At 64.0% G+C, this 21,093-nt stretch carries 18 protein-coding genes and 1 pseudogene; 11 read left to right on the forward strand and 8 right to left on the reverse strand.

Annotated elements, in window-relative coordinates:
• Positions 1 to 206 precede the first annotated feature (206 nt).
• The 3 genes from LUA85_RS17050 (at position 207) to LUA85_RS17060 (ending at position 4,956) form a co-directional block, all read left to right on the forward strand.
• The gene (locus LUA85_RS17050; RefSeq protein ID WP_231471548.1) at positions 207 to 1,256 is read left to right on the forward strand and encodes a quinone-dependent dihydroorotate dehydrogenase; all 1,050 of its coding nucleotides are present in this window, start codon (positions 207 to 209) and stop codon (positions 1,254 to 1,256) included.
• A gap of 10 nt (positions 1,257 to 1,266) precedes the next feature.
• Positions 1,267 to 3,018 carry a gamma-glutamyltransferase gene (gene ggt, locus LUA85_RS17055; protein ID WP_231471549.1) on the forward strand — a complete coding sequence of 584 codons (1,752 nt, stop codon included), beginning with the start codon at positions 1,267 to 1,269 and terminating at the stop codon, positions 3,016 to 3,018.
• 120 nt (positions 3,019 to 3,138) lie between these two features.
• Entirely contained in the window at positions 3,139 to 4,956 is a 1,818-nt protein-coding gene (locus LUA85_RS17060; RefSeq protein ID WP_231471550.1) for a long-chain fatty acid--CoA ligase, read from the forward strand.
• A gap of 154 nt (positions 4,957 to 5,110) precedes the next feature.
• Here LUA85_RS17060 and LUA85_RS17065 read toward each other — a convergent pair whose 3' ends face one another.
• From LUA85_RS17065 to LUA85_RS17075, 3 genes are all read right to left on the reverse strand, one after another.
• Positions 5,111 to 5,845 carry a LytTR family DNA-binding domain-containing protein gene (locus LUA85_RS17065; protein ID WP_256448260.1) on the reverse strand — a complete coding sequence of 245 codons (735 nt, stop codon included), beginning with the start codon at positions 5,843 to 5,845 and terminating at the stop codon, positions 5,111 to 5,113.
• Positions 5,846 to 5,855: 10 nt separating this feature from the next.
• Entirely contained in the window at positions 5,856 to 7,760 is a 1,905-nt protein-coding gene (locus LUA85_RS21745; protein ID WP_371823701.1) for a histidine kinase, read from the reverse strand.
• A gap of 77 nt (positions 7,761 to 7,837) precedes the next feature.
• Positions 7,838 to 9,361 (reverse strand): fumarate hydratase, encoded by a 1,524-nt coding sequence (locus tag LUA85_RS17075; RefSeq protein ID WP_231471551.1) that lies wholly within the window; start codon positions 9,359 to 9,361, stop codon positions 7,838 to 7,840.
• 167 nt (positions 9,362 to 9,528) lie between these two features.
• Between LUA85_RS17075 and LUA85_RS17080 the strand changes: the two genes are divergently transcribed.
• The 4 genes from LUA85_RS17080 (at position 9,529) to LUA85_RS17095 (ending at position 12,554) form a co-directional block, all read left to right on the forward strand.
• Positions 9,529 to 10,122: a protein-L-isoaspartate O-methyltransferase gene (locus tag LUA85_RS17080; protein ID WP_231471552.1), complete on the forward strand. Its 594-nt coding sequence runs from the start codon at positions 9,529 to 9,531 to the stop codon at positions 10,120 to 10,122.
• 5 nt (positions 10,123 to 10,127) lie between these two features.
• Complete coding sequence (locus LUA85_RS17085) at positions 10,128 to 11,588, forward strand: TolC family outer membrane protein (RefSeq protein ID WP_231471553.1); 1,461 nt, start codon at positions 10,128 to 10,130, stop codon at positions 11,586 to 11,588.
• Positions 11,589 to 11,626: 38 nt separating this feature from the next.
• A complete protein-coding gene (locus tag LUA85_RS17090; RefSeq protein ID WP_231471554.1) occupies positions 11,627 to 12,085 on the forward strand; it encodes a DUF2497 domain-containing protein in 459 nt (152 codons plus the stop codon).
• A 67-nt stretch (positions 12,086 to 12,152) separates the two neighbouring features.
• On the forward strand, positions 12,153 to 12,554 hold the full coding sequence (locus LUA85_RS17095; protein ID WP_231471923.1) for a ferredoxin: 402 nt from the start codon (positions 12,153 to 12,155) through the stop codon (positions 12,552 to 12,554).
• On the opposite strand, the gene LUA85_RS17100 is transcribed toward LUA85_RS17095, so the two are convergent.
• The gene (locus LUA85_RS17100) at positions 12,523 to 13,404 is read right to left on the reverse strand and encodes an NAD(P)H-hydrate dehydratase (protein WP_231471555.1); all 882 of its coding nucleotides are present in this window, start codon (positions 13,402 to 13,404) and stop codon (positions 12,523 to 12,525) included. The two genes, LUA85_RS17095 and LUA85_RS17100, sit on opposite strands and share 32 nt — an antisense overlap.
• Positions 13,397 to 14,188, reverse strand: a complete 792-nt coding sequence (locus LUA85_RS17105; protein WP_231471556.1) for a histidine phosphatase family protein — start codon at positions 14,186 to 14,188, stop codon at positions 13,397 to 13,399. The genes LUA85_RS17100 and LUA85_RS17105 overlap by 8 nt, the downstream gene beginning before the upstream one ends.
• Positions 14,189 to 14,296: 108 nt before the next feature.
• On the opposite strand from LUA85_RS17105, the gene LUA85_RS17110 reads away from it, so the two are divergent.
• Complete coding sequence (locus tag LUA85_RS17110) at positions 14,297 to 14,797, forward strand: hemerythrin domain-containing protein (protein WP_231471557.1); 501 nt, start codon at positions 14,297 to 14,299, stop codon at positions 14,795 to 14,797.
• Between the two features lie 38 nt (positions 14,798 to 14,835).
• Here LUA85_RS17110 and purD read toward each other — a convergent pair whose 3' ends face one another.
• Positions 14,836 to 16,122: a phosphoribosylamine--glycine ligase gene (gene purD, locus LUA85_RS17115; RefSeq protein WP_231471558.1), complete on the reverse strand. Its 1,287-nt coding sequence runs from the start codon at positions 16,120 to 16,122 to the stop codon at positions 14,836 to 14,838.
• On the opposite strand from purD, the gene xseA reads away from it, so the two are divergent.
• From xseA to LUA85_RS17130, 3 genes are read left to right on the forward strand one after another with little or no spacing between them, the layout of a single operon-like run.
• On the forward strand, positions 16,121 to 17,611 hold the full coding sequence (gene xseA, locus LUA85_RS17120; RefSeq protein WP_231471559.1) for an exodeoxyribonuclease VII large subunit: 1,491 nt from the start codon (positions 16,121 to 16,123) through the stop codon (positions 17,609 to 17,611). The genes purD and xseA overlap by 2 nt on opposite strands.
• Before the next feature lie 26 nt (positions 17,612 to 17,637).
• On the forward strand, positions 17,638 to 17,841 hold the full coding sequence (locus LUA85_RS17125) for a DUF2093 domain-containing protein (RefSeq protein ID WP_231471560.1): 204 nt from the start codon (positions 17,638 to 17,640) through the stop codon (positions 17,839 to 17,841).
• On the forward strand, positions 17,838 to 18,497 hold the full coding sequence (locus LUA85_RS17130) for a M23 family metallopeptidase (RefSeq protein ID WP_231471561.1): 660 nt from the start codon (positions 17,838 to 17,840) through the stop codon (positions 18,495 to 18,497). Before LUA85_RS17125 ends, LUA85_RS17130 begins: the two co-directional genes overlap by 4 nt.
• Positions 18,498 to 18,532: 35 nt before the next feature.
• Here LUA85_RS17130 and LUA85_RS17135 read toward each other — a convergent pair.
• Positions 18,533 to 19,081 (reverse strand): annotated as a pseudogene (locus LUA85_RS17135) (transposase); the annotation flags it as partial.
• A gap of 67 nt (positions 19,082 to 19,148) precedes the next feature.
• Positions 19,149 to 20,678, reverse strand: a complete 1,530-nt coding sequence (gene ltrA, locus LUA85_RS17140; RefSeq protein WP_008828485.1) for a group II intron reverse transcriptase/maturase — start codon at positions 20,676 to 20,678, stop codon at positions 19,149 to 19,151.
• Between the last annotated feature and the right edge of the window lie 415 nt (positions 20,679 to 21,093).

Genomic DNA, 21,093 nt, shown 5'->3' on the forward strand with positions numbered 1-21,093 from the left:
CCGGATGATGAATTGTATGGATTCGACAAAATAGGTTGCATTGCGGCAACATAACCCGTCAAATCGATGACAATTGCTGTCACTTTCGACACGTTCGGACTTGGCCACTGCTGTTAGCAGGCGCAATAGACAGAAGAGTCTGTGCCGTAGGCGGGTTCGCAACCGGCAGTGCATGCAACTTCAAGCTTATTCGGAACCGTTTCCCTGTGTCGCCCTTTTCCCTGTTGCGTCCGTTCATCTTTCGCATTCCCGCTGAACCGGCCCATCGGCTGACGATCAAGGCCCTGACGCTGTCACAGGGCGGCAGTCATGCCGCGCCAACGCCAACACTGGCGCAGCGAATCGGCGGGATCGTCTTCCCCAATCCGGTCGGAATGGCACCGGGGTTCGACAAGAACGCCGAAGTTCCCGATGCCATGCTCGGCCTCGGCTTCGGTGCGGTCGAAGTCGGTACGGTCACTCCCCTGCCGCAGGAAGGCAATCCCAAGCCGCGCCTGTTCCGGCTGGTCGAAGACCGCGCCGTGATCAACCGCATGGGCTTCAACAACGAAGGCGCACAGGCCGTTACCAACCGGCTGGTGCGGCGGCGCGAAACCGGCGCCCATGGGCTTCCCGGCGTTGTCGGGGTCAACATCGGCGCAAACAAGGATTCGTCCGATCGCATCGCCGATTATGCGCAGATGACCCGGCTGATGGCACCGCTGGCATCCTACCTCACGGTCAATATTTCCTCGCCCAACACGCCGGGCTTGCGCGCGCTGCAGGATGAAGGCGCGCTGTCGGCACTGCTCGACGGGGTGCTGGAAGCGCGCGGCAACATGACCGTACCGGTGTTTCTCAAGCTTGCCCCGGATCTGGAACCTGCCGACATTGACAGCATCTGCCGCATTGCGATGGAGAAAAAGCTGGCCGCGCTGATCGTTTCGAACACCACCATCACCCGCCCGGCGCTGCGATCACGCCATGCTGCCGAAGCAGGCGGCCTTTCGGGCGAACCCTTGCGCGAACTGGCGTTGCAGCGGTTGCGCGATTTCCGCAAGGCCAGCGGCGGCGCGATCCCGCTGATCGGGGTCGGCGGAATTTCCACGGTCGATGATGCCTGGGCGCGAATCCGCGCGGGGGCCTGCCTGATCCAGATGTACAGCGCGATGGTCTATGAAGGCCCCGGCCTTGCCCGCCGTCTTGTGGCCGGGCTGGAAAGAAAGGTACGCGAAGCGGGCCTGACCTCCATTGCAGAGGCGGTCGGCAGCGAATAGCTTGGGCGCCATGATTTTTCTGCGCGCGCTCCGCTTCCTGTCGTTCTCCACCGTATTGCTGGCCAGCGCCTGTGTGCCGCCGCCCGGCGCGCCGGTTGCGCCGCCGGGACCGCCAGCCTCGGCAGCAAACGGTATACCCGATGGCAGCCCCGGTCTTGTTTCCGCCGCCGATCCACGCGCGGCCGAAGCAGGCGCGCAGATGCTGCGCCTTGGCGGCAGCGCAACCGATGCCGCCATCGCCACGATGCTGGCGCTGACCGTGGTGGAACCGCAAAGCTCCGGGATCGGTGGCGGTGGCTTCCTCGTTCTGGGTGACGCTGCGGGCGTTGTCGAAACCATTGATGGACGCGAAACCGCGCCAAAGGCGGCAACACCGCTGTGGTTCCATATCGATGGAAAGCCGCTGGCCTTCCCCGATGCCGTGCCCGGCGGGCGCAGCGTGGGGGTGCCGGGCAACCTGCGGCTTGCCGCGCTGGCCCATAACAAGCACGGTCGACTGTCATGGCGCACCCTGTTTCAGCCCGCGATCCGTCTGGCCCGTGAAGGCTTCGCCATTACGCCACGGATGCGCGCATCGCTTGCAGGCGCCAGCCGCACCGGGGCGCTCGATCCCGATGCCCGCGCGCTGTTTTACGCAGCCGATGGCCAGCCGCTGCCAACGGGCGCACTGGTTCGCAATCCTGCGCTTGCCACCACGTTCGAGATCCTTGCAGCGCGCGGGGCCGACAGCTTTTATACCGGCGATAACGCCACGCTACTGGCGACAAAGGTCGGCACGGCCCCGATCAACCCGGCGCCGATGTCCACCGCCGATCTTGCCGGTTACAAGGCTGTCGAGCGACCGCCGGTATGCGGGCAATATCGCCAGTACCGCATCTGCGGCATGGGTCCGCCATCGTCCGGCGCGACCACGGTCTTCGCCATCCTCAAGCAGATCGAACGCTTCGATATCAAAGTGCTCGGCCCTGCCGATCCGCAATCGTGGCACCTGATCGCCGAATCGCAGCGCCTCGCCTATGCCGACCGGGAACAGTATCTGGCCGATGCCGATTTCGTTTCCGTGCCAGTGGCGGGCCTTGTCGATCCCGCTTATCTTGGCGAACGCTCGGCATTGATCTCGCCAACCGCCACCCTGCCAACAGCGCTTCCGGGTACGCCGCCCGGCGCCAAGCTGGCGTTTGCGCGCGCGGCACCGCAGGAAGAGCATGGCACCACGCACTTCGTCACGGTCGATCGCTGGGGGAATGCCGCCAGCTATACCTCGACCATCGAAGGACCGTTCGGATCGGGGCTGATGGTCGGCGGCTATTACCTCAACAACGAATTGACCGATTTCAACATCATGCCTGACCGGAACGGAAAGCCCACCGCCAACCGTGTCGAAGGGGGCAAGCGCCCGCGCAGTTCGATGGCACCGACGCTGATCTATGGCCCGGACGGAAAGCTGCGGCTGGCCATCGGCGCTGCGGGAGGCACGACCATCCCGGCGCAAGTCGCCAAGGCCATCATCGGTGTGCTCGACTGGAACCTTTCCGCGCGCGATGCCATCGCGCTGCCCGTGATTTTCGCACCCGGCGGCGATACGGTTTATGTCGAGAAGGGTACGACGCTCGAAGCGATGATCCCGGCGCTTCAGCAACTCGGCCACGCAAAGGTCATCGCCCGCAGCCCTTCGTTCAAGGCCAATGCCATCGAGCGCATCGGCGGGTTGTGGCGCGGGGCCGCCGATCCGCGCAGCGAAGGCGCATCGGTAGCGCCCTGAATAACTCGTGCCTGAAGAACTGGTGCCTGAACGGTTGCCGTAACAAAGCTGCGCCACTAGGTTCGCGTGCAACCACAAGGAAGCCGGACGTCCAACCGGCGCCGGGCCGAGGAACCGAACGTGCAGCTTTCCGATTTCGCCAGTTTTCCCAATCTCGTCGCGATGTTTCTCGATCGCGCGGCATCGCGCGGGCAAAGCCCGTTCCTGTGGGCCAAGCGCGATGGCCAGTGGCATTCGCAAAGCTGGGCAGAGGCCGCGCGCAAGGTTTGCCTGCTGGCTGAAAACCTGCGCGCACTGGGCCTGAACCCTGGTGACCGGGTGGCGCTCGTTTCGGAAAATCGGCCGGAATGGGCGATTGCCGATCTGGCGATCATGGCCGCTGGCCTTGTCACCGTACCGACCTATATCACCAACACCGAACGCGATCACCTGCACATCCTCGAAAACTCCGAGGCGCGCGCGGTCATCGTCTCCACCTCGAAACTTTCGCACACGCTCCTGCCCGCCGCGCTCGCCGCGCCCTGCGTCGAACACGTGATCGGCATCGAACCGCTTCGCCAGATGCAAGCGGGCAAGCTGGCATTCCACGATTGGGGTGCGATGATCGCGGGCGATGCCGAAGCGGCACGGGCGGCGGTGGATGCGCGCCTTTCCACGATGGGCCGCAATGATCTCGCCTGCCTGATCTATACCAGCGGCACCGGCGGTTCCCCGCGTGGTGTGCGGCTGCACCATGGCTCGATCCTGTGCAATGTCGATGGCGCGGCCCACATTCTGACGCAGGATTTCGGCTGGGGCGACGAAGTGTTCCTGTCGTTCCTGCCGCTCAGCCACGCCTATGAACACACCGGCGGCCAGTATCTGCCGATCGGCATGGGCGCACAGATCTATTATTCCGAAGGCCTCGAAAAGCTGGCGTCCAATATCGAGGAAGTGCGCCCCACGATCATGGTCGTGGTGCCCCGCCTGTTCGAAGTGCTGCGCACCCGGATCATGAAGCAGGTGGAAAAACAGGGCAAGGTTGCGAACTATCTGATGGACCGCGCGCTCAATATCGGCACACGTAAGGCATCGGGCCGCAACCGGATCATCGATGCGCCGATGAACCTGATCCTTGAACGCACGTTGCGCCCGAAGATCCGCGCACGCTTCGGCGGGCGGATGAAGGCGATGGTTTCAGGCGGCGCGCCGCTCAATCCAGATGTCGGCGTGTTCTTCGATGCAATGGGCCTGACCATGCTGCAGGGCTATGGCCAGACCGAAGCCGGCCCGGTGATCTCTTGCAACCGTCCCAGCGCCGGCCTTGGCATGGATACGGTCGGACCACCGATGAAGGGCGTGGAAGTCAGGATCGCCGAGGACGGCGAGATCCTCGTGCGCGGCGAACTGGTGATGCACGGCTACTGGCGCAATGACGCCGATACCGCGCGCGCCATCCCCGGCGACGGTCCGAACGCGGGCTGGCTGCACACCGGCGACATCGGCCACATCGACGTCAAGGGCCGCATCGTCATCACCGATCGCAAGAAGGACATGATCGTCAACGACAAGGGCGACAATGTCTCGCCCCAGAAGATCGAGGGCATGCTCACCCTCCAGCCCGAAATCGCACAGGCAATGGTGTGCGGCGACAAGCGGCCCTACATCGTCGGCCTGATCGTCCCCGATCCCGAATGGGCGCTCGACTGGTCCCGCAAGCAGGGCGAACACTTCGATTTCAAGGAATTGCAGGACCTGCCCGCGTTCAAGGCCGCAATCCGCGCGGCGGTCGATCGCGTAAACAAGGACCTTTCGGTGATCGAAAGGGTCCGTCAGTTCACGTTTGCCGACGAAGCGTTCAGCATCGACAACGAGGAAATGACCCCCAGCCTCAAGATCCGCCGCCACAAGATCAAGGCCCGGTACGGGGCGCGGGTGGATGCGCTGTACAAGGGGTAATGTTCAGGTGATGAGCATCCTCCCCGAAACGGGGAGGGGGACCGCCAGCGAAGCTGGTGGTGGAGGGGACCCGCCCCATTTACGAACCTCTGTAACGGAGAGACCCCTCCGTCAGCCTGCGGCTGCCACCTCCCCGGAACGGGGAGGATGAAATCTACCGCCCGGCCATCGCCTTGACCCGCGCAAGATAGGTCCGGCCGATCCGCTGGACCGAACCGTCCACCAGTTCGGCCGACCACACGCCCAGCCCATCATGCTTCAGCCCGGCGATACGATCTTTGCGCACGATGGTCGAGCGGTGCAGGCGGATGAAGCATTCGGGATCGAGCCGCGCTTCCAGCCCGGCAATCGTGTGCAGCATCATGTAGCTGCGGGTTCCGGCATGAAGCCGCACGTAATCGCGTTCGGCATCGATGCGTTCCAGATCGGCGGCGGCCACGCGAATCAGTTCGGAGCGGTGCGGCACCCAGAATTCCTCGATCCATTCGCTGGCGGGCTTTTCAGGCGCAAGCGACGGTTCGGCAGGCGCGGCGCGCCGCGCTTGCGCGCGTTCGACCGCGCGTTCCAGCCGCTCCTGCGCCACGGGCTTGAGGACATAATCCACCGCATCGCAATCGAACGCCTCGACCGCGAAATCATCGTGCGCGGTCACGAACACCACGGCCGGGCGATTGGCCTGGCTCGAAAGCGCGCGCGCCACGCCAAGGCCGTCAACTTCGGGCATGGTCATGTCGAGCAGCACGAGATCGGGCATCAGCGCCGCGATCAGGCGCAGCGCGGCCGCGCCATCGCTGGCGGTGCCCACCACTTGCAGCACCGGAATGCGCGAGCAAAGGATCTGCATCCGCTCCACCGCCAGCGGTTCATCGTCAACAATCAGCGTCCGCACAAAAGTCCCCTCAGCATTCGTTTCGCACGATCGGCATGGTCAATACTGTCGCATAACCGCCCGCAGGCAGCGGTCCGCTTTCCACCTTGGCCTCGTCTTCCCCGAACCGCGCCGCCAGACGGCTGCGCACGTTGGCAAGGCCGATGCCGGTGCTGCCATTGACGAAGCCCTCGCCAGGGCCATCGTCCGCCACGGACAGGATCAGGAACCCGCCGGCCTCACGCGCTGAAATGCGGATCGTGACGGGGCGGATAGTGGTGGAAACCGCATACTTGATCGAATTTTCGACCAGCGGCTGAAGGATCATGCCGGGGACGCAGGCTGACATCAGTTCGTCCGGCACGTCGAATTCGCACTTCAACCGTTCGGGAAAGCGCACCGCCTCGATATCCAGGTAATGCCGCTGCAAGGCAATCTCGTCCTCCAGCGGCATATCCGATGTGGGATCGCCCGCCAGACTGTGACGATAGAACCGCGAGATCGACTGGATCATCCGCTCCGCCTGCTCGGCCCGCCCGACCATGACCAGCGCGGACAGCGAATTCAATGTGTTGAACAGGAAATGCGGGTTCACCTGATAGCGCAAACTGCGCAGCTCCGCCGCCTTGGCCGCCCGCGCGAACTGCCCTTCGCGATATTCCGCCGCGCGCAACTGCTCGCCATTGCCCAGCGCCAGATAGAGCGCGGCCCAGGCGATCAGGAGAAAATAGCGGCCCAGCGCCACGTCGGTCAGCTGCCGCCACAACCCCTCGCTTTCCAAACTCTGGCGGATGATCGTCACCTTGTCCGGGCCTTCGAAGTTCTCAGTAACCACATCGGACGGCGATGGTTGTGGCACTTCGGCCGCCGCAGGCACATCGGGCTGCGTCGCCCTGGCTGCCTTCGCCCGCTCGATCCGCGCGGCGACCTGCTGGCGCACCTGCTGGACGGCCTGCGCCTCGCGCAGCGCCTTTTCCGCCGCCTGCCGCGCCGCCGCGCGTGCCTTCGCGCTCGGCACGGTCGATGGTGCCGGTGGCGCCGGAAGTTCTGCCATGGTGGGCGGTTCAGGCGGTTCGGGAATATCGGCTTCCGCCAATGGCTCCACCGATTCAACCTCGTCATCGGCATCGCTGCGGATCAGGTAGCCGCCCGTACGCACTTCGGATCGCCCGTCGGCAAAGCGCCGCACGACCAGTCCCGGCTGCGTGATCACCATCGTGCCGTTCTCACCCTGTACGATCCTGGTGTTCTTCAGCACTTCGGCGGCAATGCGTTCGCCCATCGCCTCAAGCTCGGCCAGCGTTTCGGCGTCAATCTCTCCATCGGTCGCGGGCGTGGCCGGAACGGAGGGCGAAGGCGCGGGTCGTGGCGATACCTGCGCGCGCGGTGCCGGCGCAGGCGCAGGCGGTTCGGGCGGAACCGGCGGAACCGGGGGCACGAAGCCTTCGTCCAGCACGTCCACCAGCACGTTGCTCGCCATGTCATGGCGGATCTGCACCCCGGCGCTGCCATCCTCGCCGCGAACGGTCACCTTGCTGGCCGTGTGCGAGTCGGTCCGTTCCTGCGTGATGCGCTCGATCATGCGCTGTTCCACCGGGGCAAAGGCCCACTGGTTGATCGCCGCCAACGCCAGCGCAGCGGGCAGCATGATCACCAGCGCGGCCGCCACACGCACCGCCAGCGAACGGCCGTCAAACCGGCGCAGCAGCGGCCAGCATGCCACCGTCACCACGATCCCCGCCGCCGTGACCGCCGCGCGCCGCCACAGCAGGTCGGAAAAATCGCCCAGTTCCACCACCAGCCCGCGCACGGTGATCAGCATGAAATAGCACAGCCATAGAGCGACAGCGGACAGCACGACTTGCCGGGCGGGAACGCGCGCAATGCCAGGATCTGTCCCCCGGTCCGTTCGGGCGTCACTATTGGCCGATATCATGCCAGCCTGCCTAAACGCGAACGGCCCGACACACCAGAACGGTGGTCGGGCCGTCTGTGCGGTTTGTCGATGTGCGGTCACACCTTGAGGAGGTTTTCCTCCACAATCTTCTTCTTCCACACCAGCGGAGCCAGCTGGTGCACATTGTTCCCCTCGCTATCGACGGCCACGGTTACCGGCATGTCCTCAACGGTGAATTCATAGATCGCTTCCATGCCCAGATCCTCGAACCCGACGACCTTCGCCTGCTTGATCGCGCGGGCGACAAGGTAGGCCGCGCCGCCCACAGCCATCAGGTAAGCGCTCTTGTGCGCGGCGATGGATTGCGTGGCGGCAGGACCGCGCTCGGCCTTGCCGACGCTGGCGAGCAGGCCAAGATCGAGCATCAGGTCGGAGAAGCTGTCCATGCGCGTGGCGGTGGTGGGACCGGCCGGGCCGACCACTTCCTCGCGCACGGGGTCGACCGGGCCAACGTAGTAGATCACGCGGCCCTTGAAATCGACGGGCAGTTCCTCGCCTTTCGCCAGCATGTCCTTGATCCGCTTGTGCGCGGCATCGCGCCCCGTCAGCATCTTGCCGTTGAGCAGCAGGCGGTCGCCCTGCTTCCAGCCCTGGACTTCCTCGGCGGTCAAGGTGTCGAGGTTGACGCGCTTCGCCGCCGAATCCGGCGCCCAGTGCACTTGCGGCCATTCATCCAGCTTCGGCCGCTCAAGATAGCTCGGTCCCGAACCGTCGAGCGTGAAGTGCGCGTGGCGCGTGGCGGCGCAATTGGGGATCATCGCCACCGGTTTGCCCGCAGCGTGGCATGGCGCGTCCATGATCTTCACGTCAAGGATGGTCGAAAGCCCGCCCAACCCCTGCGCGCCGATACCCAGCGCGTTGACCTTGTCGAAGATCTCGATACGCATCCGCTCGATATCGGTCTGAGGCCCGCGCAGCTTCAATTGCGCCATGTCGATCGGCTCCATCAGCGCCTTCTTGGCCAGAAGCACACAATGTTCCGCCGTGCCGCCGATGCCGATGCCGAGCATGCCCGGCGGGCACCAGCCAGCACCCATCTGCGGCAGCATCTCGATTACCCAGTCAACGATCGAATCGCTGGGGTTCATCATCTTGAACTTCGACTTGTTCTCGCTGCCGCCACCCTTGGCCGCCACATCGACGGTGATCTTGTTACCCTTGACCATCTCGACATGAAGTACGCAGGGTGTGTTGTCGCGGGTGTTGCGGCGGGTAAAGGCGGGATCGGCCAGCACCGATGCGCGCAGCTTGTTGTCCGCATTCAGATAAGCGCGGCGTACGCCTTCATCGACCACGTCCTGCAACGACAGGTCGGATTCGAGGCGGCAATCCTGCCCCCATTCGATGAACACGTTGACGATGCCGGTATCCTGGCACAGCGGACGATGACCTTCCGCGCACATCCGGCTGTTGGTCAGGATCTGCGCAATCGCGTCCTTGGCCGCCGGGCCTTGCTCCGCGTCATAGGCATCGCCCAACGCCCGGATGTAGTCCATCGGATGGAAATAGCTGATGTATTGCAGCGCATCCGCCACGCTCTCGATCAGGTCTGCTTCCTTGATCGTGACCATTTCCGCCATATTGCCGACTCCCTCCAGAGGCCAAAGAACTGCGCAGGCGCATTACGCGGCAATTTGCGACAAGCAAATCCCTTGGAAAGGACAAGTCGATATTCTAAGGCACTGGCGAAACGTCAAAGGCCTTGCCTGAAGCAGGCGCGCAGGCTGCTCGAAACATGAGGGTTGAAATGACCGTGGTTGAAGACCGCACGGCAGCAGGCGACATGCAGATCGCGCGCCGCGCCATGATCGATAGCCAGCTTCGCGTCAGCGGCGTGAACGCGCCCGCCATTCTTGCAGCCTTTGCTGCTATCCCGCGCGAGGATTTCGTACCGGCGGATCGCCGGGCGGTGGCCTACGCAGACCGGGCAGTGCCGCTGGGCGATGGCAAGGCCTTGTCGCCTGCGCTGACATACGGCCAGATGCTCGAAGCGGCCCAGGCGGCGCGCGACGATTCCGTTCTGGTAATTTCGGGCAACGGCTACCTCGCCGCGCTGGCCGCGCAACTTTGCGACAATGTTTCGCAAGTCGCATCGCTGGAGCAGGCACAAGGTGGGCCATATTCGCTGATCCTGATCGATGGCGCGGCCGAAGTCCTGCCCGATTCGCTCGCTACGCTGCTCGCCGACGATGGCCGGGTGATTACCGGGCTGGTCGATCGCGGCGTCACCCGCCTCGCCCTTGCACGCAAGGCGCTTGGCCGGGTCGTGCCGACTGCACTGGGTGAGGCTGACTTCGCCGTCCTGCCCGAATTCGCCGCACCAAAGAGCTGGAGTTTCTGAAGTACATGTCGGCACGCAAGGCACTGCGCCTCCTCCTTTCGGCCAGCGCTACCCTTGCCGCTGCCGCACCCGCGCTGGCCGACGATCTGCGTGAAGCGCTGACCAGCGCTTACAATACCAACCCGACGCTCCAGGCGGCCCGGTCCACGCAGCGCGCCACCGATGAGGGTGTGCCGATTGCCCGTGCGCGCGGGCTGCCCAGCCTTTCGGGACAGGCCAACTTTACCGAATTCCTCAAGAAGAACCCGGTCGCGTTCACGGCACCCGACCGCGCGGTCACCGCCGACGTCAACTTTGGCGTGCCGCTGTTCTCAGGGGGCGCGGTCAAGAATGCTGTTCGCGCAGCGAAAACGCGGGTCGAAGCCGGACAGGAGGACTTGCGGGCGACCGAATCCGGCGTCTTCGCGCAAGTCGTCGCCGCTTACATGGACGTCATCCGCGACAGTGCGATCGTCGGCCTCAGCCGCAACAACGTCGAAGTGCTTGACGTCAATCTGCGCGCGACGAGCGACCGCTACGAGATCGGTGACCTTACCCGGACCGACGTCGCCCAGTCGAACTCGCGCCTTGCGCTGGCCCGCGCAGACCTGCGCACCGCCGAAGTGAATCTTGTTTCCAGTCGTGAGCGCTATATCCAGGTCGTGGGCAAGGCTCCGGTCGATCTTGCGCCGCCACCGCCCCTTCCCGGTCTTCCCGCGACGGCTGACGATGCAGTGGCCTTCGCGCTCGAAAACAACCCCGATCTGATCGCCGCGCGCGAACGCAGCAAGGCTGCGGGTTATGATGTCAAAGTGGCAAACGCGGCAAAGCTGCCCACCGTTTCGCTGAATACCGTAGGCAGTTACCAGGACTATCTCGGCACACTCGGCGGCGGGGTTCCCGGCGCATCGTTCCAGCAGCGCGCCACCACCGCGCAGGCAGGCGTCAGCGTTTCGATTCCGCTGTTCCAGGGCGGCGCACCCGCAGCGCAGACCCGGCAGGCACAGGCGCGCGAATCGGCCACGCTCGAACAGGAAATCGGCGTGGAACGCGATGTGATCGCTTCGGTCCGGTCGTCCTACGCCTCGTGGAGCGCGGCGAATGAGATCATCGCGATGAACCAGACCGCGGTCGATGCCGCCGCGCTCAGCCTTGAAGGCGTGCGCGCGGAAAACAGCGTGGGCAATCGCACGATCCTCAACATCCTCGATGCAGAACAGGAACTGCTGCGCGCGCAAGTGCAGCTCGTGACCGCGCGCCGCAACGCCTATGTTGCCGGTTTCAACCTGCTGTCGGCGATGGGTCGCGCGCAGGCGCGGGACCTTGGCCTTGATGGCGGGGTCCTCTACGATCCGCAGATCAACTATGACCGGGTCAAGGGCCGCGTATTCGATTGGGACCGCGATCCCGATCCAAAGCCCCTGTCGACACGCACCGTTGACACGCCAGCGCAGAATGCGACAATCGCGCCCGCACCGCGTCCTTGACAGAATCGGTTGCAGGGCAATGGGGGGAAGCAGTTTCGATGCGCCAGGCCGGTGAACCGTCCGTCGAGGAAATCCTCGAATCGATCAAGAAAGTCATCGCGCGCGATAATCGTGCCGAGGCCCAGAATCGTGCAGAAAGCCAGACCCGCCCCCGTACCGAACCCCGTACCGAACCGGTGCAGCGCGTGGCGCCACGTCAGGCAGAAGTGCTCGAACTGACCGAACCGGCGATGGAACTGGACGACGATTGCGACAGCGAAGGCCTGCTTGCCGATGCAGCCACCGCCTCGATGCGCGAATCGCTCGCCGCCCTGTCGATGCTGGCGCAGCCGGGCATGGCTCCGCAGATCGTCCGCTCTGGCGAAACCTCGCTCGAAGGGCTTACCCGCGAATTGCTCAAGCCGATGCTGGCCGACTGGCTGGAAAAGAACCTGCCCGCCATGGTCGAAAAGATGGTCTCTGCCGAAATCGCGCGTATCGCCGGAAAGCGCGGCTGATCGCGTGCAACGGCCATTATGACAAAGGCCATTATAACAAAGGGTTGTGGCACCCAAGCCTGACGATATGAGCAACCCGGCAAAACAGCTCGCCAAGGCGGAGCGCGTTCTCGAAAAGCTTGGCGGCTTTCGCATGGAACGCCACATCCTGATCTGTGCAGGCGCGGACAAGGCCAAATGTGCCTCGTCCGACGTGACCGACGAGGCGTGGCATTACCTCAAGACCCGGCTTTCCGAACTCGGCCTTGGCGGCGATCAGGGTATCCTGCGCAACAAGGTGGGCTGCCTGCGCGTGTGCCTTTTGGGGCCGGTCGCGGTCGTCTATCCCGACAACGTCTGGTATCATTCCTGTACGCCGCCGGTGCTCGAACGGATCATTCAGGAACACCTGATAGGCGGCACCCCGGTCGAGGAATTCCGGCTCAACCCGCCGAAGGCTATCCGGCCCGATGCATTACCTGAGGAATGAAGCCCAGCAGTTCGCTGGCAAGAAAACCCAGCGGGCCAATCGATTCGGCGCAACGCCGCCCCGCCTCGCCATGCAACCAGACTGACCATAACGCGGCCACCAGCGGTGGTGTGCCACGCGCGATCAGCGCCCCGGCGATGCCTGCCATGACATCGCCCGAACCGCCGGTCGCCAGCCCGACATTGCCCCCGCTATAAGCAAAGACCTGCCCCATCGGATCGGCAACTACGCTGATCGCACCCTTGAGCACGACCACCGCACCGAAACGTTCGGCACATTCGCGCACCGCCCTTTCGCGATCATCGTCGATCGCTTGCGCTTCGCGCTCCAGCAAGGCCGCAATCTCGCCAATATGCGGCGTCAATACAGCGGGGAATCTCCGCGCCTTCAGACCCTGCGCGTGATGACAAATCGCCATCAGCGCCGCCGCATCCAGCACCAGCCCTGCGTCGCCGCAATGGTCCAGCGCCATTTTTACCAGCGCCGCACTCTGCGTTGCACAACTCATCGCAGGCCCCAGCACAACCGCATCGCTGCGGGTCAGGTGCCGTTCGACTGCGGCTTGCGCCGCATCGATCTCGCCATCGTCATTCATCCGCAGCGGCACTACGCCGATTTCGGGCAGGAATGCCCCGATCATGTCTGCGACACTCTCGATAGTGGCGACCTGCACTTTGCCCGCCCCTGCCCGCAATGCGGCTTCTGCCGTCAGCCGAACCCCGCCCGGCACGGTGCGGCAACCGCCGATCACCAGCACACGACCCCGCGCATTCTTGTCCGCTGCTTCATGCGGCTGCGGCAGGGAATTGGCGCGCAACCATGCGCCGTCAAGGATCGTCGGGCTATCCACGCGAAGCGACCATCTCGTCCGGCGCGCGAGTGGCCGGCGTACCTTCGCGGATCATCGGCGCAACCACGTTGTAGCGCTCAAGCACCAGCGCACCGTCGCCGGTGGCATGCCAATCCCAGCGATATTGCGTGATCGCGCAATTGGCGACATCGGCCTCACGGTCGATGGCGAGGATCTCGGCCTCGGTCATGCCTTCGATGATATAGCGCAGGCACAGCACCACCACCTGATGCGCCACGATCATCACGCGCTTTCCGGCATAGTGCAGCGATATCGTATCGAGCAGCGCGCGCAGGCGGAAGATCACGTCCACCCAACTCTCGCCACCGGGCGGGCGATGATAGAACTTGCCCAGCACCTTGCGGAACTGCGCCTGATCGGGCTGGAAGCGGTGAATGCCGCTCGTGGTCAACCCGTCGAGAATGCCGAACTCCTTTTCGCGCAGGCGCTCGTCGATGCAGATCCGAAGCGCGGGATCGCACCCGCCCGCTTCACGGAACAGCTCCGCCGTCTGCACCGCCCGGACATAGGGACTGGCCAGAACCACATCGGGCCGCGCCCCCTCTTCGCCGCTGGCGAACCAGTGGCCGAGCGCGGTCGCCTGTTCACGGCCCAGCGGCGAAAGCGGCACATCAACGTCGCGATGATCGAGCGCGATGCGATGGGCGCCCCGCGCGTCGGCTTCGTCACGCGCCACGTTGCCCGCGCTTTGGCCGTGGCGGATGACCCACAATGTCTCTGGCCAGCGCAGGCGGGTACGGTTCATCTGTTGAAAATCGGTCATGCCATTGCAACCGCGCGGGGGCCGCGATGTTCCGCGCCGATGGTGCTGGAACCCCAGCCCTTGCGAAGGATTGTCCCGGTAACATCCCTGCTTTCAAGGACTTTCCCCATGGCACAGCCCAGCTATACCGACGCGATTGCCTTGTTGAAGGCCGATCACCGCACTGTAGAAGCCCTCTTCGAAAAATTCGAAAACGCCCGTGACGACAGGAAACAGGCGCTTGCCCAGCAGATCTGCAACGAACTGAAGATCCACACGACCATCGAAGAGGAAATCTTCTATCCCGCGCTGAAGGGCAAGATCGAGGAAGAAACCTATACCGAAGCCTATGTCGAACACGATGCCGCCAAGCTGCTGATCAACGACATCATGGCCTCATCGCCCGAAGACGATTTCTTCGACGCCAAGGTCAAAGTGCTAAGCGAAGAAATCAAGCACCACGTGCACGAGGAAGAGGCGCGGTCCGAAGGCATGTTCGCCCAGGCGCGCGAAGCCGGGCTGGACATGGTCGCGCTGCGCGACGAAATGCTCGCCCGGAAAATGGAGTTGCTGGCCCAGGCCAAAGCCGAAGCCCTGCCTGAAGCACAATTGCGCGTGATGCAGGCCTGATCTCTGCCCCGCGAGCAGACCTGTGAATGGGCGGGGGTTCAGTCCCCCGCCTCTTCCCGTTCGATCTCGCGCCAGCCAATATCGCGGCGACAGAACCCTTCCGGGAAGCTGATGGCATCGACCGCCGCATAGGCCCTTTCGCGCGCTGCCTTCACGCTCGGCCCCTTGGCGGTCACGTTCAGCACACGACCGCCAGATGCGCTGAGCACACCTGCGCCTGACAGTGCCGTACCGGCGTGAAACACCTTGGCCCCGGTCGCCTCGGCCGCCGGAATGTGATCGATCCGGCCGCCCTTTTTCGGGGTGCCGGGATAACCCTCGGCCGCCATCACCACGGTCATCGCCACGTCGTCCGAAAAGTGCGGAGACTCGATGCTCGACAGCTTGTTGTCGGCGCAGGCGAGCAGCACTTCCACAAGATCGCTTTCCAGCCGCATCATCAGCACCTGGCATTCGGGATCGCCGAACCGCGCGTTGTATTCGATCAGCTTCGGTCCCGCGTCGGTCAGCATCAGCCCGGCATAAAGAACGCCGGAATAGGGCATGCCTTCGTCCGCCATGGCCTTCACCGTGGGTGCGATGATCTTGGACAGCACTTCGGCTTCCAGTTCGGGCGTCAGCACCCGTGCGGGGCTATAGGCACCCATGCCGCCGGTGTTCGGGCCGATATCGCCATCGCCGACGCGCTTGTGATCCTGCGCCGATCCGAACGGTACGATCGTCGCCCCGTCGGTCAGCGCGAAAAAGCTGGCTTCCTCGCCGGTCATGAATTCCTCGACCACCACTTCGGCCCCGGCAGCGCCGAACGCGCCATCGAACATGTCGTCCACCGCCGCCTCGGCCTCGGCCATGGTCATCGCCACGACCACGCCCTTGCCCGCCGCCAGCCCATCGGCCTTGATCACCACCGGCGCGCCGAACCGCGCCAGCGCCGCGCGCGCTTCGTCCAGCGACTTTGCGCGGACGTAGTCTGCGGTCGGAATCCCGGCACGTTCGCACAAATCCTTGGTGAAGCCCTTGGACCCTTCCAGCTGCGCTGCCACGCGGCTTGGTCCGAACACCGAAAAGCCCGCCGCCCGCAACGAATCCGTCAATCCATCGACCAGCGGCGCTTCCGGGCCGACCACGACCAGCCCGATCCGCTGCGCTTCGCAGAATGTCACCACGGCGGCGTGATCGGTCAGTTCCAGCGCAACGATTTGCGCATGTTCGGCAACGCCCGGATTGCCCGGCGCGGCATAGAGCTTGCCCAGTCTTGGCGATTGGGCCAGTTTCCAGCTAAGCGCATGTTCGCGCCCGCCCGACCCGATCAGCAGGATATTCATGGCATTCCCTTCCACGCCCTACGATAATGAGGACAACAATCCGTCCGGCGGGCTAGTAGCGAGGGAATCGGCTGGCGACAACGCTCCGGCCCTTTCGATCTCCGAGATTTCTGCGCTGCTCAAGCGCACGGTGGAAGATCGCTTCGGCTTCGTGCGTGTGCGCGGCGAACTTTCAGGCGTGAAACGCGCCGCCTCTGGCCACCTTTACCTGAGCCTCAAAGATGAGAACGCCAAGCTGGACGGAGTGATGTGGCGCGGCGGTGTGCAGCGGCTGGGCTTCCGCCCCGAAGACGGCGTGGAAGTGATCGCCACCGGGAAGCTGACGACTTACCCCGGCCGTTCGAACTACCAGATCGTGATCGACCGCATAGAGATCGCGGGCGAAGGCGCGCTGCTGGCGCTGCTGGCCAAGCTCAAGGCGCGATTGGAAGGCGAGGGCCTGTTTGATCCAGCGCACAAGAAGCCGCTGCCGTTCCTGCCCCGCGTCATCGGCGTGGTAACGTCGCCCACCGGCGCGGTGATCCGCGACATTCTCCATCGCCTGTCAGACCGCTTTCCCACCCGCGTCATCGTCTGGCCGGTGCTGGTGCAGGGACAGGGCGCAGGCGCGCAAGTTGCCAATGCCGTGCGCGGCTTCTCGAACATGGTTGAAGATGGCCCGGTCCCCCGTCCCGATCTGGTGATCGTCGCGCGCGGTGGCGGTTCGATAGAGGACTTGTGGTGCTTCAACGAGGAAGATGTCGTCCGCGCTGTGGCGGAATGCACCATCCCGATCATCAGCGCAGTGGGCCATGAAACCGACACCACCCTGTGCGATTTCGCCGCAGACCTGCGCGCGCCAACGCCCACTGCCGCCGCTGAACTGGCGGTGCCGGTGCAGGCCGAACTTGCCGCCTTCGTCGCCGATCTCAACGCCCGTCAGCGCCGCGCCCTCGCCCGCCAACTGGCGCAGGCAAAGGAACGCCTGGAGGCGCGCAGCCAGCGGTTGCCGCACCCCCATGCATTGCTGCAAGGGCAGGCCCAGCGCGTCGACGATCTGGCCGATCGCCTGCGCCGCGCACTGGTTCATCGCACCGAGATCGCCGGATCGCTGCTCGCGCGCCACGCAGGCGCGTTGCGCCCTGCGCTGCTTTCCGCGCGAATCACGCGCGAACGCGAGCGGCTTGCCGCCCTGCGCCTGCGCCCCGAAGTGCTGCTCCAGCGCATCGACCACGCGCGGGGCAAGGTCGATGCGCTTGACCGCTTGCGCCTGTCGCTCGACCCCGAAGCCCCGCTCAAGCGCGGTTACGTGCTGGTGACCGACCGCGATGGCCATCTGGTCAAGGACCGTGCCACCGCCGAAAGCCGCACCGCGCTCACCCTCAAGTTTGCCGATGGCGCGCTCGATGTCATGGCCGGCACCTCGCCCTCGATCTCACCGGCACCACCCCGCCCTGCGCCAAAACCGCGCCCGGCCGCACGGCCCCCCGGCCAGCAGGAATTGTTCTGAAGCGGCATAGTCGCTACATTGGCCCCATGTTGATGTCCCAGCCAGACCGCCTCGCGCGGCTTCACTACCTTCCCGGCGGCTTGCGCCAGCTTTCGTCGGGCGATCATGTCCTGTGCGCCGTCACCGGCCAGAAAATCCCGCTCGACATGCTGCGCTACTGGTGCGCCGAGCGGCAGGAAGCCTATGCCACCTGCGAAATTTCGACGCGCCGCCACCTCGAAGGCCAATGACCGGCCAATTCATCGCAAGCCGGCGCGATTTCATCGTCGGAGGTGCAACAGCACTTGCCGCGCTATCGCTGGGCAATGCGCCCGCACTGCCAATCCAGATCGAACCGGGCGGGCAATTGACTCAGGGCGGCTGGCTGCGCGGACGGGTTCAGCCCGGCACCCGCGCGCTGGCGCTCGATGGCAAGCCGCTGCCCTTCGCCGACGACGGCCGGTTCCTTGTCGCGTTTGATCGCGATGCCGCGCCTGCCGCACAACTGCTTGCGATCCTCGCCGATGGCGCGAGCTTCGCCATGCCCCTCACCATCGCCCCGCGCGCCTGGCAGATCGAACACATCAACCTGGCGCGCAAGCCCGGCGGTATCACTGACGAACACTACCTGCGCCTGCGCAGGGCCGAACTTGCGCGTATCGCCGCGGCCCGCGCGCTCGATACCGGCGCGCAAGGCTGGCGGCAGGCCTTCATCCGCCCGGCCCCAGGCCGCTTCTCTGGTCGGTTCGGTTCGCAGCGCATCTACAAGGGTGAAGCGGGGTCCTATCATTCCGGGCTGGATATCGCGGGCGGCGAAGGCACCCCCTATGTCGCTCCGGCCGATGGCGTGGTGATACTGGCCGCTGCGTGTCCGTCGTCAGAACATTCGGCACAACTCGCGGCGTAAATTAGCGGAGTGCGGACCTCGTCTGGGGGTTGATGTTAGGCGGCGAGCTTGCGGTGTTGCAAGCGCCGATGTTCGATGGTCTGTCGCTTGATCCTTTCGCGCTGTTTGATGATGGCTGGAGCCCTGCCGAAGTAGGCATCGGCGGGCGTCACGTTGTTCAGGCTCTCGTGGTAACGCTGGTGGTTGTAGTACTCGACGAAGGCCTCGATTTGGGCTTCGAGGTCGCCGGGCAAAAAGTAGTTTTCCAGCAGGATGCGGTTTTTCAGGGTTTGGTGCCAGCGCTCGATCTTGCCCTGGGTTTGCGGGTGCATCGGGGCACCGCGCACGTGGCTCATCTTCCGGGCCTCAATGTATTCAGCCAATTCGCCGGCGATGTAGCTGGGGCCATTATCCGACAACAGCCTGGGCTTGTGCAGCACCGTGGCGCTGTCGCAGCCCGATGCGCCAAGGGCCAGGTCGAGCGTGTCGGTCACATCCTCGGCGCGCATGTTGGTGCACAGTTTCCAGGCGATAATGTAGCGCGAGAAGTCGTCGAGCACGGTCGACAGGTACATCCAGCCCCACCCGATGATCTTGAGTGGAGTAGGAAGCGCATAAGCGCTTCCCCTCCCCGAACCGTACGTGCACCTTTCAGCGCATACGGCTCTCTATTCAACCTTGGTCCAAGGCCATGGCGACATCACGATAGCGGGAGGTGACGGTGTTTCGGAGCTCGTCCCGATAGATGTAGGGATTTCGCTCCGGATTCCGCCACCGGAACTGCATCTTCTGGCTTGTGACCAGTCGTCGCAGCGCCTTGCCGACGGCATTGCCCTGATTGCTTCGACCGTAGACCAGCCACGTCTTCGATTGGCCGGTTTCCGGCATGCGGTACCATTTACGCATCAAAGGCTTGATACGGGACCGGTACTTCTGCGCCAACCAGTGCGCCATTTTCCAGAACACGACGGTGTCGATGCGCCGGAATGTGCGCGCCGTGAAGTCGGTGAACCTGTAGAACGCAGCCCATCCCGCCAGCTGGCGGTTCAGACCGTCGATCATGTCCACCGCGGCAACCTCATGATTGCCGGAGAGAGCCTCGACCAATCGGCGAGCGAAGGTCTTGGCCTTCTCCTTGGGTATCGTTGAGACCACGGACATGCGTCCGCTCGATCCCCGCCTGCGGATAATCCGGTGCCCGAGGAACACGAACCCGTCGTCGACGTGGGTGATATGGCTCTTGTCCATATTCAACGTCAGCTTCAGGTCGTCTTCCAGAAAGGCCCGGCATTCCTCGCGGATGGCCTCGGCATGTGCCTTGGTGCCCTTGACGATGACAACGAAGTCATCGGCGTAACGGCAGTAGGCGACAGCAGGTTTCCATTGCCGGTTCTCGCGAACCGTGATGGGGCGCCCCTGCTGGATGCCGAAGTTCCATGCCCAGCGATCCTTTCGCGCCTTGTCGCTCAGGTATTTCGCCTCCAGCCACGCATCAAACTCATGGAGCATGATGTTGGACAGGAGCGGCGACAGCACGCCGCCTTGCGGTACACCTTCGCTTGAGGCGACGAACAGGCCACGGTCGACGTGGCCCGCCTTCAGGAATCGCCAGAGCAGATCAACAAACCGATCATCCCGGATTCGCCGCCGAACGCAGCGAAGCAGAAGCCGGTGGTGGACCGTATCGAAGTAGCTCGCCAGATCACCTTCGATGATCCAGCGGCCCCGCGCTCCGGCACCACTATCCTGCAACTGTATCTTCACGGTCCGGACAGCGTGATGCACGCTGCGTTCCGGCCTGAAGCCGTAGGAGAGGCGATGGAAGTCGCTTTCCCAGATCGGCTCCATGGCCATCAGCATCGCGCGCTGGACGATGCGGTCTTTCAGGGTCGGGATACCAAGTGGTCGTTTCTTGCCATTGGCTTTCGGGATATAGATTCGCCTGACCGGCTGCGGGTGATAACTCCCCGTCAGCAAGTCCGTTCGCAGACTGGCCAGCTGTTCTGCCAGTACGGCCTGCATCCGTCGCTTGTCCATTCCGTCGATGCCCGGCGTATTGGCGCCACTCGACGCCAGCACGATCCGAGCCGCCTCGGCAAGCCACGCCCGATCGGCAATGAGCCGGAGAAGGCGATCGAACTTGCGGTTCTGGTCGCTCTCGGCCCACGTCGCGAGCTTGTGCTGCATTTCGCTGATTATCAAAGGTCTTCACCTCGTTTGGTCAGGTAGTTTGCACTTCAAGCTGATTGAACTGTCCCCCTTCGCCATGTGACAGGCTTTCCCTGTCGCGGACTACTACGGGGACTCCGCCAGCACGGTGGACATCGGGGCCAACTCCCTTGGCATTCCATCATGCCTTCCCTCGTTCATATGCTGGACTTTCGCGCGCTGGGGAGGCTGCCGGTCGCAGTCCTTGTCCTTGCGTCCCGCAAGTCGATGCCGATGCCATGGCCTGGCTGCATTCTCTCCATGGCTCCATGCGGACGGGCTACATTTCCGGCCACATTCGGATGTCGCCGACATACGTCTCCGGCGCCATCATCAGCATTCCGCCTGTTAAGCCGTGTAGGCGAAGGCGACATTTCAGCCCTCGGATGCGGATTAACCGGTTCGTGTT

The organism is Novosphingobium sp. CECT 9465, assembly GCF_920987055.1.
In the GTDB taxonomy this organism is placed as follows: domain Bacteria; phylum Pseudomonadota; class Alphaproteobacteria; order Sphingomonadales; family Sphingomonadaceae; genus Novosphingobium.